The sequence below is a fragment of the Streptomyces sp. NPDC001617 genome (assembly GCF_053596855.1).
In genome coordinates, this window is the sequence record NZ_JBSFHA010000037.1 from 14,047 (window position 1) to 27,044 (window position 12,998).

Annotated in this window: 15 protein-coding genes; all 15 read right to left on the bottom strand. The window is 69.9% G+C overall.

Annotated elements, in window-relative coordinates; all coding sequences use genetic code 11:
• Positions 1-42: 42 nt before the first annotated feature.
• Positions 43-447: a hypothetical protein gene (locus ACWC09_RS26185; protein ID WP_450853030.1), complete on the bottom strand. Its 405-nt coding sequence runs from the start codon at positions 445-447 to the stop codon at positions 43-45.
• A 108-nt stretch (positions 448-555) separates the two neighbouring features.
• Positions 556-1,719, bottom strand: a complete 1,164-nt coding sequence (locus ACWC09_RS26190) for a phage tail tube protein (protein WP_450853031.1) — start codon at positions 1,717-1,719, stop codon at positions 556-558.
• Positions 1,716-1,979: a hypothetical protein gene (locus tag ACWC09_RS26195; RefSeq protein WP_450853032.1), complete on the bottom strand. Its 264-nt coding sequence runs from the start codon at positions 1,977-1,979 to the stop codon at positions 1,716-1,718. The genes ACWC09_RS26190 and ACWC09_RS26195 overlap by 4 nt, the downstream gene beginning before the upstream one ends.
• A 73-nt stretch (positions 1,980-2,052) precedes the next feature.
• Complete coding sequence (locus tag ACWC09_RS26200) at positions 2,053-2,553, bottom strand: hypothetical protein (protein WP_450853033.1); 501 nt, start codon at positions 2,551-2,553, stop codon at positions 2,053-2,055.
• A 13-nt stretch (positions 2,554-2,566) separates the two neighbouring features.
• The gene (locus ACWC09_RS26205) at positions 2,567-3,235 is read right to left on the bottom strand and encodes a hypothetical protein (protein ID WP_450853034.1); all 669 of its coding nucleotides are present in this window, start codon (positions 3,233-3,235) and stop codon (positions 2,567-2,569) included.
• Positions 3,236-3,238: 3 nt separating this feature from the next.
• Positions 3,239-3,613 carry a hypothetical protein gene (locus ACWC09_RS26210; RefSeq protein ID WP_450853035.1) on the bottom strand — a complete coding sequence of 125 codons (375 nt, stop codon included), beginning with the start codon at positions 3,611-3,613 and terminating at the stop codon, positions 3,239-3,241.
• Between the two features lie 11 nt (positions 3,614-3,624).
• Positions 3,625-5,001, bottom strand: a complete 1,377-nt coding sequence (locus tag ACWC09_RS26215) for an SU10 major capsid protein (protein WP_450853036.1) — start codon at positions 4,999-5,001, stop codon at positions 3,625-3,627.
• 129 nt (positions 5,002-5,130) lie between these two features.
• Complete coding sequence (locus ACWC09_RS26220; protein WP_450853037.1) at positions 5,131-6,990, bottom strand: DUF6582 domain-containing protein; 1,860 nt, start codon at positions 6,988-6,990, stop codon at positions 5,131-5,133.
• A gap of 6 nt (positions 6,991-6,996) precedes the next feature.
• The gene (locus ACWC09_RS26225; protein ID WP_450853038.1) at positions 6,997-7,404 is read right to left on the bottom strand and encodes a hypothetical protein; all 408 of its coding nucleotides are present in this window, start codon (positions 7,402-7,404) and stop codon (positions 6,997-6,999) included.
• A 12-nt stretch (positions 7,405-7,416) separates the two neighbouring features.
• A complete protein-coding gene (locus ACWC09_RS26230; protein ID WP_450853039.1) occupies positions 7,417-8,421 on the bottom strand; it encodes a hypothetical protein in 1,005 nt (334 codons plus the stop codon).
• Complete coding sequence (locus ACWC09_RS26235) at positions 8,418-8,687, bottom strand: hypothetical protein (protein ID WP_450853040.1); 270 nt, start codon at positions 8,685-8,687, stop codon at positions 8,418-8,420. Before ACWC09_RS26235 ends, ACWC09_RS26230 begins: the two co-directional genes overlap by 4 nt.
• 90 nt (positions 8,688-8,777) lie before the next feature.
• Positions 8,778-10,355 (bottom strand): phage portal protein, encoded by a 1,578-nt coding sequence (locus ACWC09_RS26240; protein ID WP_450853041.1) that lies wholly within the window; start codon positions 10,353-10,355, stop codon positions 8,778-8,780.
• Positions 10,352-11,869 carry a terminase large subunit domain-containing protein gene (locus ACWC09_RS26245; RefSeq protein WP_450853042.1) on the bottom strand — a complete coding sequence of 506 codons (1,518 nt, stop codon included), beginning with the start codon at positions 11,867-11,869 and terminating at the stop codon, positions 10,352-10,354. Before ACWC09_RS26245 ends, ACWC09_RS26240 begins: the two co-directional genes overlap by 4 nt.
• A 20-nt stretch (positions 11,870-11,889) precedes the next feature.
• Complete coding sequence (locus ACWC09_RS26250) at positions 11,890-12,474, bottom strand: hypothetical protein (protein ID WP_450853043.1); 585 nt, start codon at positions 12,472-12,474, stop codon at positions 11,890-11,892.
• Between the two features lie 63 nt (positions 12,475-12,537).
• Positions 12,538-12,990 (bottom strand): hypothetical protein, encoded by a 453-nt coding sequence (locus tag ACWC09_RS26255; protein WP_450853044.1) that lies wholly within the window; start codon positions 12,988-12,990, stop codon positions 12,538-12,540.
• Between the last annotated feature and the right edge of the window lie 8 nt (positions 12,991-12,998).

Below are 12,998 nucleotides of genomic sequence, written 5' to 3' on the forward strand. Positions count from 1 at the left end.
CGACGGGGACCAGGACGTCCTCGTAGTAGGGGCTGCCAGGCCCTACTGAGGGTTTGTGACGCGCTGCACCTCTTCCATGATGCGGGTGATGATGGCCATGGGGAGGCGGCCGACGGCGTCGGGGGTGACCTTCCCGAAGCGCTGCTGGGTGCCCGCGCCGAGGCGGGCGAGGACGTCGGCGGGGTCGTCGTCGGGGTGGATGTCGAGGCTGCCGTCGTCGGGGTTGAAGACCTCGTAGACCTTCCAGGCGACGATGAGTCCGGCCATGACCTTGTAGGAGGCGTTGAGGCCGTCCTGCGGGTTGACGGGCATGCCCTTGTCGTCGAGGGGGACGTCCTCCGGGGAGAGCGCGTCGGGCGGCATCAGTTGCGGGTTTTTGATGAGGACGCTGACGTCGTCGCCGAGGTCGGGGAACTCCAGCAGGACGTAGGGGTTGGTGTAGCTCACGGGGGGTTTCTCCTTGCGGGGTGAGGGCGTTGAGGGCGTAGACCCCGGCCGTGTCGCGACGCCCTCACGCGCGGACACGGCCGGGGAGTAAACGTGCAGGTCAGAGGCTCAATACGCCGCGCTGACGAAGTTTTTCAGCACGGCCTGGATGGAGCCGGAGTCGGTGGCGTTGTAGATGCCGGAGACGTCGAATTCCGCGGTCACATACGTGCCGCCGAGGTCCGGCTTGCCCTTCGACCAGCCGCCCTGCGTCGTCGTCAGGGTCAGCGACGAGCCGGCCGCGTCCACGCCCGCACCGACGGGCTGCACAAGGGACATCGTCGTCGGGTTGTTCTGCATGGCGTTCAGGTACAGGTTGTAGTCGGTGTCGTTCTCGTACACCGCCTTGTACGCGATGTCCGCGTCCAGAACCCCGGAGAACACCTCGCGAGGCTGCTGGGAGCCGTTGGAGGCGTGGATGGCCTCGATCGGCCGCTTCAGCGTGAGGTCGTAGGACAGGCCGCGGGTCGAGGCGCCGCCCGCGTTGGTCATCGCGAACTGCCAGCCCAGCAGCGGCGCGGGCTGGCTGAAGGCGGGCGTGAACGGGCCGGCCTGGATGGTGGGGATCCACCCGGTGTACTTGGCGCCGCAGGTGACGATGCCCTTCGGGTCGACCTTCAGGGTGACGTCGGAGAGCATGCAGCCGGGGTAGCCCCACGCTTCGAGGACGTTCGACTCGGTGAGGCTGTAGGTGGGCTTGGCCTGCGTCGCGGACTGCTTGAACGTGTGGGTCGTCTGGCTGACGACGGCGACGGCGGAGTTGTGGGCGTAGGTGAGGCCGGTGGTCGGGGTGGCGATGGGGATCGTGTACGGGCCGGAGCCGGACGGGGTGCCGGTGGTGGCGTACTCCACCTTCGTCCCGGTGTCGATCATGATGGTGGAGCCGACCGGGATCGTCGCGGCCACGCTGATCGACGTGGCCCCGGCGGTCGTCGACGCCGAGAGCGTGGTGGACACGCCGGCCGTGACGGTGTCCGGGCCGATGATCCGGAGCGCGTAGCCGAGGCTGTCGGGGTAGGCGTTCCACTCGAGGTCGACGGCCGAGTCCCCGGCGCCCTGGTAGAGGCCCTGGAGGTTGGAGTCGTTGTTGCGGTACGACTCGTCGCGGAGCTGGTCGTAGTTGATCTCGAAGTCGATTTTCGTGCAGGCCAGGTAGTAGGTGGGCGTCACCCAGGTGCCCTGCACGGTCTCCTTGGCGAGGCCCACGTATCCGAGCCGGGAGAGCAGCGTCACTGCGGCTCACCTCCGTCGTTCTTGTCGGTGTCCGCTGCGGCGGCACGCTTCCGGCCGGCGGTTTTCGGAGCGGCCTCGTCGGCTTTCGCGGCGGGTTCGTCGTCGACGGGGGTCCAGCCGTCGAGGAGGGCCGGGAAGACGGCTTCCTCGCCGGGCAGGACGGTGTAGGCCGGCTGGTTCTTGGTCTCGGCGACGTTGTACTGGTACGGGGTGGTGTTGCGCTGCCGGACCGGGGGTGGGGTCTCTTCGGGTTCGGACACTGGGGCTCCTCGCGGGGATGCGGGCATAAGAAATGGCCCCCGCGAGGCGAGAGCCGGAGAAGTGGGGGCGCCGTCAGGACGTGTAGTCCTGGTCGTCCGCCTGGTAGGTGATCGAGCACGTCAGATCCGCGTTCGCCTGGAGCGTCTGCTCCGGATCCCCGAACACGACGTTGATCGTCGTCGGGTCCTCGGCGACGGACAGGAACCGCGCCCCGTGCGTCTTGTCGAGCGGCATCGCCAGCGGCCCGTTGATGCGCTGGATGACCAGGTCGACGGCGGCGTCCAGGGCCTGCTGCACGGACTCGGCCTGCCCGGTCTGGGACGACTGCGGCCAGATGATCCGCAGTTCGAACCCATAGTGGTTGATCTTGCGGTTGAAGCCGAACCGTTCCACGACGATGGAGCGCCGCAACACGTACAGCTGCCGCCGCCGCTTCGCCGGGGTGCGCGCCCAGTACGGCTGGATCACATCGAACGGGCCGCCCTGCTTCGCATTCAGCGCGGGCAGCCCGTCCGCGGCGTTGTAGGCGGCCAGCCATGCCGCCTCTCGGTCCACCGCGTCCGCTGAACTCACCAGGCACCCCCGCTCATGTGCGCTGGTAGTTGCAGAGGATGTCCTCGGCCTGCTTCCGCAGCGCGCCCTGGTCGTGGGAGAACTGGGTTCCGGCGGGGTCGATCTCACCGAGGACGTTCGACGCGGCGAGCAGCTTGCCCGCCCGCCCCAGGTCCGCGGGGATCGTGGTGTAGCCGCCGTCGTACTGCACGCGGATCAGGGAGCCGAGGGGCAGGAACGTGCCGAGCGTGAACCACACATGCCCGGAGTCCGGTTCGGCGCCGATCAGCGAGGTCGCGGCCATGGTCTGCGAGCCGCCGTAGGAGCGCAGGATGGTGATCTGCAGATTGCTGTAGGTCCACAGGTCGGGGTAGCGGGTGGCGAACTCGTTGAGCCACACATGCCGGACCTGGTCCCCGGCCCCGAGTGCGTTCGAGTACGAGCGGCCCAGGGTCCCCTGCAGGTCCATGGGGAGGTTGGCGGCGTCGGTGTACTCGTCGGGGTCGATGCCGGTGGCGCGGTGGGTTTCCGGGAGCGCGGTGAACGGGGCGAGGCGGCGGCCGCAGATGCCTTCGGCTTCCCGCGTGGCTTCGATCATCAGCTGGTCGAGGGCGTCGGCGGAGTAGTCGCGCACCAGGTCCGCGAACTGCCCCGCCATCATGTCCGCTGCGGATGCGAGCGGCGTAGGCAAGTCCGCGGCCATGGGCTACGCCTCGTCGGCGGGCTTGCGCGGGGTGCGCTTGGCGGCGGTCTTCTTCGCCGCCGGCTTGGTCTCCGGCTCGTCGGCCGGCGCCTGGGGGTCGATCTCGGAGAACTCCGGGTTCCCGCCCGGCTCGCCCTCCGGTTTGCTCTCCGGCTCGTCGTCGCCGGCGGCGTCCGGCACGACGAGGGTGAAGCCGCCGTCGGGAATGGCGAGGAGCTCCTCGGCCTCCTCGTGCGGCATCTCGACGACCGCCCCGTCGTCGTCCCAGGTGTGACCGAACGAGTCGCTGCCCGCCTGGTCCTTGCGGATGAGCGGCATGAGCGCGCTCCTTTCGGCGTAGAGGACGGTGGCGCACAGCCGCAGACCGTGCGCCACCACGGGGGGAGGGGTCAGCTCGTCAGGGACGAGGAGACGCGGCTGAGGCGGCCCGTGTACTTCGGGGCCCGCACCGCGAGCGCGCAGTCCGAGACGATCGCGTACGGCATCTGGTCCGGCGCGGACGTCGTCGGATACACGTCCAGCGGCTCCAGCTCCCGAACGTAGGGCCGCAGCAGGAACTGCGGGTCCCGGGCGATGAGGTAGATGTTCTCCGAGCCCGCCGACTGCGGCTTCATCGCCGCGTTGGTGCCCACGTAGGCCGCAGGCACGCTGGCCGGGACGGTGGAACCGTTCTTCGGGGTGAGCTTCGCGCCGTCGTCGACGATCGACGTGGTGAGGATCGGCGTGACACCGTCCGCGCCGATCCCGACGGTGGCGTCGACGTAGCCGAGGAACGTCTCGGTGCCCGTCGCCGTGGACCGGAACACCTTGTAGAGGTTGGGCTGGGAGCCGTCCAGGCCGCCCGGGGTGGAGAACGACAGGGTGACCGTCGACGTGGAGCCGGTGGTGGTCTGGGAGACCTCCACGGACGGCAGGATCTCGCCCTGGCGGGCGATGACCGGCGCGATCTGGTAGTAGTACGTGGCCGCGGCGAGGGTGCCGCCGGTGGTGGCGGTCGCCGTGGTGACCGTGCCCATCTGGTAGGAGCGCGCCGACAGGAACGACGACGTCACCAGCGGGATACCGCGGTAGGCCTGCACGTTGAGGCCGGCGGCGACCTCGGTGGAGGTGAGGTAGCGCTGGTTGGCGATGGCGAGCTGGGAGACGCGGGACTCGGCGGTGGACGACATGAGGAACATCCACTGCGGGCCGTTGATCTTCATGGCGGCCTGCTGCTCCACCATGTCGATCAGCTTGTCGAGCCAGCCCAGCGACAGCGACGCGTTCGCGGCGTCCTGCGCGTTCTGGGTGCCGCCGGAGAAGTTGGAGACGAGGCTGTCGAGGCCGTCGAACTGCGGGTAGCCGCCCAGCGCCGTGGAGCCGGAGTTGCCCCACATGATGGCGTTCTCGATGTCCCAGTACAGGCCCTGGATGGAGCCCTCGATCTCCTGTGCCCGCAGGTCCCCGGCCAGGCCGCGGGTGACGGCCTGCGCGTAGCCGGTGACGGCGCCGACGGACTGCAGGTTGCGGATGGTGAACGGGGTCTGCGCGTAGGTCGAGTTGGTGACCGGGCGGGCGCCGCCGTCGGACACGAAGCCGCCGGCCGCGCGGGCGGTGCGCTGGTTGAAGTAGTACACCGAGCTGTCCCACTTGCGGGACGGGATGGCGCGCACGGCGGGCGCGTAGCGCCGCTGGTACTCCAGCAGCATCGGGTCGACGATGGTCGGGGTGAGGGCGGCTGCGCCTGCGGCGGTCAGCGCCTCGCGGAGTTCCGCACTGGTGCTCATGAGGGGTGCCTTTCTCGGCAAGTTCTGGGTATGGCGAAGCCCCGCGCACGGGGTGTGGGCGGGGCGGCGTGACCATCTCTGCCGGGCGGCACCAGCGGGCGGCTGGCGGTCAGGTGGGGCGTGGGGCTGTTACTCGCCAGGGGTGGTGCGGTTCTTGAGGATGGCGCCGACGGTGATGGGCGCCATGTGCTGGCGCCATTCCTCGTCGGTGTACTCGTGCAGCGGCTTCGCCGGGGCACCCTCGGGCAGGCCGGGGATACCGACGGGCGCGGTGTGCTCGGTGACGGGGGCGACGAGGCCCTTGCGGGAGGGGCCGCCGGTGGCCTCGACGTGCTCCTGGATCGCGCCGGGGAGGGCGGCCTTGACGCCCTCGGCGACGAGGCGGGCGATGCGCTCCTCATCGCTCTCCGCCACCTCGGCGGCCGGGGTGGCGGGCTGGGCTTCGGCGACCGGCTCGGCCGGCGCGGACTCGGCGGCCGCTGCGGGCACCGCCGGGACGGGCGCCAGGCGGGCGAGGAGCTGGGTGAACTGGTCGTCGGTCAGGGTGACCCCACCGACGGCGGGGGCGGCAGCGGTCTCCGCTGCGGTGGTGGGCTCCGCCATGGCGGGGCCTCCTTCCGGGGTGGGGTTTTCGGCAGCCGGCGTTTCCGGTGCCGAAGTCTGAGGTGTCCCGTCGACTGCTTCGGTGGCGTCGGCGGGGGCGGTCGTGTCGCTCTCGGCGACCGGGGCGGCCGGGGATTCGACGGCGGTTTCCATCGCGTCGTCGTCCTCGCCCATGCAGTGCACGCACTGCCCCTCGGAGCATGCGCAGGGGCAGGAGCCGGGCGTCTCGGGAATCGCGCAGCCGCAGCCGCACGGGCACACCGCGCCCGCAGCCGTGGCAGGCTCGTCGTCGTCCGTCGAACCGGGCACGTCGACGTCGGCGTCCAGGTCCGGGTCGATGTTGAGGATCGCCTGCAGCGCTCCCGCCATCGCCGCGCGGCCGACAGCGTCGAGGTCGTGGGGGTCGAGGCTGTACGAGGAGACGGTGACCGTGGTCGGCCCGTTCGTCAGCGAGACGTACAGGTTCCCGGCGTCCTTCGCGTCCATGTCCCAGCACTCAGCGAGTGCCTCGGTGACCTGCGCGGCGGGTTCGATGAGCCAGCCCTCCTGCGCGGCGACGGTCACACCGAAGCCCTTCAGGGCCTTGGTGATGCGCTGCTTGATCCGCTTCAGCTGTGCGGACGTGTACAGGCGGGCGTTGTCGGCCTGGTTCACGTATGACCATGCGGCCTTGGCCCTGGCCTTGGTGCTGAGGTCGTAGCGCTTCTTCTTGTCCGGCTGGTAGCCGGGATCCGCGAATGGCCCGCCCGGGCGGTCGACGCTGGGGCCGCCGTCGGCTTCTTCGATGGTCGCTGTCACCAGCGCCTCCTGCACTGACTCGGTGATGAGCACCCGACCATCGGATGCCGTTTCCGCCGGGGTGCTGGTCCCTGCTGGGGTGTAGGCGTCGATTTCCGCCCCGGGAACACCCGGGTTCCCGGTGTAATCAAGGCCGTGTAGCTCAAGGCCGTCAGCGGTCTCGACCGCGCGACCGTCGTAGTTCTCGCGGCGTACTCTTCCGACCCACGCGCCGCGGATGCTGACGCCCTTCAGGAACGGGTCTACTTCGTCCGGGCCCCCGCGCGGGTCTTTCGGTGCGACGAGGGAGGCGATGGTTCGGGCGTTTGAGGTGTCGGCGAGATCCGCCTCGAAACGAGCCGAGCCGTCCGGTTCGAGGGTGAGTGACCGTACGCGCCCGACGATTCGGGTGCTGTCATCTTCGGCCGCGTGGTGGGTTCGCTGGTCGAGGGGGCGCCGGTCGACGACGTCGATGGCGTCGCCTTCTTCGAGGCGCTCTTGGGCCCGCTGGACGGCGTCGGCGATCAGTTCCTTCGTGTAGAGACGCCCGTTGCGGGATACGCCGGGCCGCAGAGCGACGCCGCTGACCGTGCCGATCCTTTTCGCCACGTCGGCTCACCTCCCCATCAGGGCGATCGATGTCTGCGGATAGACCGGGTTGGTGCCGCCGAGAGTCCAGGTGACGCGTCCGGTCGCGGGCAGGACGAGGGCTGCGCTGGTCGAGGAGACGTTCGGCATGTGGAGGCCCGCGTAGGCGGATCCGCGTCCGGCACTCGTCGTCAGCTGGGTGATCTTCGCGACGGTCGGGTACCAGTTGCCGTCCGGGTCCTGTACGTCGAGACCGACGTCGAGTGTCGGCGTCGTACCGGTCGGCGTCCCGGTGACAGTGACGGCGAGCCACACGTCGCTGATGTCGGCCAGGCTGACGACCGGACCGTTCGTCGTGGCCGCACCGGACAGGGTGAGGGGTGTTCCGGACGGGGTCAGGTTCCACAGGACCCGGGCCGGTCGGTAGATGCTCATCGGGTCTCCAGGTCAGGTGAACCAAGCGGCGAAGTGGTCGAGGTCGACGGAGGCGGAGACGAAGCAGCGGCAGCGCGGGTGCGCGGGCCATTCCGGCAGGTCCCCGAGCGTCCAGGGGCTTCCGGCTTCGTTGGCCTCGCACGCCTGACAGACGCGGCCGTCGCCGACGCTGATCCAGTCGCCGGTGAGGACGCCTTCGGACTGGTAGAGGGCGAGCGCGCCGAGGGCGGCGGCGCTGGTCATGGCCCAGTCGGTGATGAAGCCGGTGTCGCTGCTGGTCGGGTCGTCCTCGCTGGCGGTGAGGGCGTCTTCGACGGCGTCAGCCATGGCCTCGGCGTCGTCGCCGTTGTCGGCGCTGCGTTGGAGGACGCGGGTGAGCGCTGTTTCGGCGCGGTGGATGAGGCGGGCCAGCCACATGTCGACGTGCTCGCCGGGCTCGTCGAGGCGCTGCACGGCCTGGTAGGCGTCGTCGAAGGCGGTGTTCCAGTCGAGGCCTGTGCGGCCGGCCTGTTCGGTGGCGACTGCGACGGCGTTGACCATTCCTTCGGCGCGGCCGGCGGCGATGGCGTCACGGAGTGCCGTGCGGAGTGCGTGCCAGTGTTGTGAGTGGGGTAGTGCGCTCAGCATGGCCGCGGCCGCGAGGGCTGCTTCTCTGCGGTGATCCTGATCGTTGTCGGCCTCGGCCAGGCCCAGGCGGTCCCGGAACGCGGTGACGGCGGCGGTGACGGTGTCGCGGTCGATGAGCTGGTGCCAGGCGTCGGCGACGAGTCGGGAGTGCCGTTTCTGCTGCTGTTCACGACGTTGGAACAGCAGCGCCCACATGCCTTCGAGTTTGCCGAGGTCGACGGCGACTTCGAGGATGTGCGGGTCGTCGGCGCGTTCGATGGCCATCCGGACGGCGGCCACGCTCGCAGCCTTCACGCGTTCGGTGAGCGGTCCCCCGGAGGTGGCCCATCCGGCGGCGAACGCTTCACGGGCGTAAGGCTCGATACGAAGGTCCGGGGGAGGCACGTTCACCCCCGCTTCAGGCGCTCCTGGTACGCGGCGACCGCCTTGCGGACTTGGTCCTCGCTGTAGTCGCCTGAGTCCCACCATTCGACGGCCCGCCACACCCCGGTGAGTCGCTCGTCACCAGTCAGTTCCAGGATCCGGCGCGTTGCGGCGGCTGCCTCGGTGGCGTAGGACAGCCCTTCCAGGCGCTCGGCCATCCGCTCCAATTGCTCACGGTGGCCGCCGAACTCGGATACCTGGAAGTAGAGGTAGTCGTAGGATCCGCCGCTCATCCGACCCGCTTCTTGATGAGCGGCGTGACGTCTTTCGCGCGCATCGGGTGTCCGGGCGGATCGGGTGGCTGGATGGGTTGTGGCGGCGGGTCAGGCGGCTGTTCGCTCATCGATACCTCCTGGGAGTGCGGCGAGGGCCTCGCGGAGGCGCCGCCGGTAGAGGGCGTGGGCGGACTCCTCCGGCTCCTCGGGCGCCTCATCGGCCGCTGGGTCTGAAGAGCCCGGCGGTGGGCTGCCGGCGGCGGCCTGCAGCTGGGGCGGCACCGGGCTCGGCTCCGGCTTCTGTGGCTTCTGGACCGTTACCGGTTCGCCGTGTGCCGGGTCGGCCGGCTCCAGGGCGGTGCCCTTGAGCTTGTAGGCGATGAGCGCCTTCGATGCGGCGTCCATGTCTGCCCACTTGACGAGGTTCTCGCGGTCGACGAGGACCGGCTGGTCGCCGCCGTCGACGGGCGGTTCGCCGATGTCGGCGCGGTAGCGGTCGAGGGTCCAGGATCCGTTGCGCAGGCGCGTGTCGCGGATCTCCTCGACGGTTTTGGAGTCCCGCATGTCGATGTCGCGGAACTTCAGCTTCCAGCCTTCGACGCCGAATCCGTTCTTCGCCAGGTGGAAGTTGAGGGCTTCCAGGACGAGTTCGGCGAGCGGCTGGCAGGTGTTGACCATGAACGTGCGGTCCTGTGTCTCCCCCGTGCCGCCGCCCAGGTTGCCGGACTCGATGATGCCGACCTTGGCCGGGGGGACCCCGTAGGTGGCGACGATCTCGTCGCGTTTCTGGTTCAGGAACTGCAGGTAGTCCATGGTGCGGGACTGGGCGAGTTCCTGGATCTGGGCGCCGCCCTTGGTGGAGATGGGCGTGCCGATGTTCCGCGGGCCGATGTTCCGCTGCTGGTACTGCGCGTTCCACCGGTTGATGTCCGACGGGGACGTCCCGCCGGGGAAGTCGACGTGGATGGCCGGGGGTGCGCCCTTGCGGAAGATTTCCTTGCTGGTGGCGGCGGAGAACAGCCAGGACACGATCGGCAGCATCGCGGCCTGGGTGGGGCTGACCCCGAACACGCCGGAGCGTGGGGAGTCGAGCGAGATGTGGATGACCTCGCGCGGCTCGAACGTGGCCCGCTGACCCAGATCGGTGATCTGGACGTAGGAGGTGATGGTGCCGTGGTCGTCGGCGATCGGCAGCATGCTCGGGCAGTCCAGCGAGTACAGGGCGACCGGCTGCCGGCCGACCCACACGACCTCGATGTAGGCGTCGCCGAAGACGAGGAGATCGGTGATGACGCCGCGGAGGATCTGCCGGATGTTCTCCCGCGGGTTGCAGTAGCCGATCATCCGCTCCAGGAGGAGGACCTCTTGCGGCTTGTCGGGCTCGTCCTCGTCGCCTTCGCCGTCGTCGCGTTCCCAGTCGGTGACGAGGCCGCCGGCGGTGATGGTGCGGGCGATGGCGTTGACGGAGGCCCATGACCAGGGACAGGCCAGGTAGGCCTCGTAGAGCTGGTTGAGGGTGGAGCGGCGGTCGGTCTGGGTGGCGGCGCCGAGGCCCTGGTTGGACTCGGTGAGACCCCCGGGCCCGATGCCGTATTCGTAGCCGGATCGTTCGGGGAGTTTCGCGGGGGCGGTCTCGAGGACTTCCTGCTCGGATCGCAGGTTGTTCCACCAGGTGCGCAGGCTCATGGGGCTTCCACCGTCCCCCCGGCGCGTGGCGCCTCGTCGTCGTCGAACCACCAGGCGTCATCGGTCAGGGCGGTTTCGGTCGGGCGGACGGCCATGGTCGGGCCTAGGGGCTTCAGGACTTCGCCGGCGGGTGTGGTGGGGGTGTCGTCGAGGATGACGAACTCCGGGCCGGTGCCGAGGTTGGTCAGGAGATAGCGAAGACCGTCACTCGCGTGGTCGTCGGCTGTGGTGTCGGCGTCTTCCGGGTCGCCCTTGGTGGCGTGCGGCAGGTCCGACAGTTCCCGGTACAGCTCGGTCACCGTCGAGAAGATGTGCAGCTTCGGGCAGGTTTCCCAGCCCTGGGCCCTGTGGTGCGGGCAGGCGGGCGCCTCGCCGAGGTAGGTGCGGACCCGCTGCCAGCCGTTGACGCGGGACCCGGCGCCCTTGCCGGCCGGGGACAGGTGGACGCCGTTGTCGGCGTAGATGGCGGCGATCGGCTTGGCGTCGCCGCGGGTGGCCCACATGGCGTCGTCCGCGTATCTGACGGCGACATGCTCGCCGTCTGCTTCGGCGGCGAGGATCTGCTGGGCCTGCTCGACCTCGCCGACCTGGCGCCGGTAGATCTCCCGGTACACCCAGACGCGGCCGTCCTCGTCGACGGCGGCCCACAGGACTGCCCAGGGGGCGCTGAAGCCCCAGTCGAGGCCGTTGTACCGCTTCCACGTGGCGGGGAGCGTGATGGGTTCGATGATGTGCCGGTCGCGCTTGAGCTCGGGGAACATCATGCCGGCGAACACGTCCCAGTCACCGTCCAGGAAGGCGGAGCGGAGTTTCCCGTCGAGGGCTTGGAGGTCTTGGGCGTATTCCGGGTTGACGTGCGGGTTGTCCGAGAGTTTCGACGGGATGAAGCGGACGGTGCGGCCGCGGACGTCGGTGACGACGTTCTCGCCGTAGTTCGTCGGCTGGATGTACCTGAGCTTCACCGCGCCGTGCCCGGGGCCGCCCGGGTTCGTGCCGGAGCGGATGCCAAGAACGGGGATGTCCCGGCGGCCGGAGCGGAGCCGGGATTCCAGGAAGCTGACCACGTCGGGCGGGGTGAGGGTGCGCTCGTCGAACAGGAGCTTCTGGTACTGGCCGCCCTGGCGGCGGGTGGCGTCCTGGATGCTCTCCGCGTACCGGAACATGATCAGGCTGCCGTTCGGGAAGCGCAGTTCGAATTCGGTTCCGTTCCAGCGGGCGCCGACGGCCCGCGCATACTCGACCTGCGCCAACTCGGCGATCATGCTCTCTTTGAGTTCGCCGTAGGTGCGCCGAAACGCCCCCACCCGCAGGCCGGGATAGTGCACACAGTCCCGGATGGCGTCCATGACCAGGGCTTTGGTCTTTCCCCCGCCCGCGGCGCCGCCGTATAGCACGTCGAACTCTGTCGCGGCGTGGAACTCGCGCTGTTTCGGGGTCGGGACGTACCCCAGGTCGGCGAACACGTCGTGTGGCGGGGCTTCCAGCCGCTGGGCTGCGAGGAGGAGAGCATCCACGGCTCACCCCCGAGTCTGGGTCAGCCGGCCGAGCGCAGGTGCCGGGCGGCGACCTGCTTCGCTGCGGTCTTCGCGTCGCCCTGGACGTCGGCGGCGATGAGCGCCGCATCGATCGCGCCCATGATCTTCTCGGCTTGCGCCTCGGTGATCGCGGCGAGGCGTTCGTCGATGTTGAGGCGGGCGATCAGGCCGAGGATCTGCCCGCACCGGTCCATGGCCCGCTCATACAGGGCGATCTCCGAACGGAGCTGCTCGGCACCGCCAACGCCCTCGTAGCGGATGCGGTCACCCAGACGGTTCACGCAGTCGGCGAGGGCTTCCTGCCAGGCGACGGCCTGCCCGGCGAGGCGGGAGAGCGCTGCGAGCGGGTTGTCGACGGATTCGACGTTGAGGGTGGCCAGGGCTTTACGGGCGTTGGCTTCGGCCTGCGCGGTGTGTGCGGCTTGTTTCTGGGTGGGGGTGCTGCCGCCGTGGAGTCGGCAGCGGCCGGTCCCGGGGTGGTCGGTGCCCCATCCGGCGGTCTTGTTGCAGGTGCCTTCGCCTTGCCGTTTGCGGGCTCCGCAGAGGTGGGCTCCATGACCGTCGGCGGGGCCAGTCGCGTCCATGACCATTGGTCGTCCTCCTCTCGGTGGTCCCCTGGTGGAAGGCCGGGGGGAGGGGAGGCGGGGTCAGGTGGTCCAGTGTGCGGGGAGCCGGCTGGGCGCTTCGCGGGGGGCGTGGGGGTGGGGTTCGGGGGTGCAGTCGCAGCCGGGGAGGTGAGCCTCGTTGGGGGCGGTGCAGGTGCCTTGGTGGGTGTGGGTGGCGGCGTCGAGGGTGATGGCGTGGGCGGCGCACGCGTACACGGTGATTGTCGTGTTGTCGGTGGCGGGGAGGGGTGGGAAGGCGGGGGGTGGGAGTTGCGGGTCGGCGAGGAGGAGCATCTCGTCGCGGCGTGATTGTTCGGCCGCGACAAGCTCGGTGAGCTCGCTGTCGGTGGGGCGGCGGCGCCAGTGGACGACGGCCTCGAGGCCGCACCCGGTGCACAGGGGGGTGGTGGGTGCCGGGGTGGGGGTCGGGGAGGGTTCGGCCATGGCAGGGACGGCCGGGGGGTGGGGGCTGGGTTGCGGGGTGGGGGCGTCCACGGCGGGCT

Bases quoted from the DNA above. Each gene is read 5' to 3' on its own strand.
- ACWC09_RS26240 (WP_450853041.1), bottom strand. From the start codon at position 10,355: ATGAGCCTGCGCACCTGGTGGAACAACCTGCGATCCGAGCAGGAAGTC.
- ACWC09_RS26215 (WP_450853036.1), bottom strand. From the start codon at position 5,001: ATGAGCACCAGTGCGGAACTCCGCGAGGCGCTGACCGCCGCAGGCGCA.
- ACWC09_RS26225 (WP_450853038.1), bottom strand. From the start codon at position 7,404: ATGAGCATCTACCGACCGGCCCGGGTCCTGTGGAACCTGACCCCGTCC.
- ACWC09_RS26205 (WP_450853034.1), bottom strand. From the start codon at position 3,235: ATGGCCGCGGACTTGCCTACGCCGCTCGCATCCGCAGCGGACATGATG.
- ACWC09_RS26235 (WP_450853040.1), bottom strand. From the start codon at position 8,687: ATGAGCGGCGGATCCTACGACTACCTCTACTTCCAGGTATCCGAGTTC.
- ACWC09_RS26250 (WP_450853043.1), bottom strand. From the start codon at position 12,474: ATGGACGCGACTGGCCCCGCCGACGGTCATGGAGCCCACCTCTGCGGA.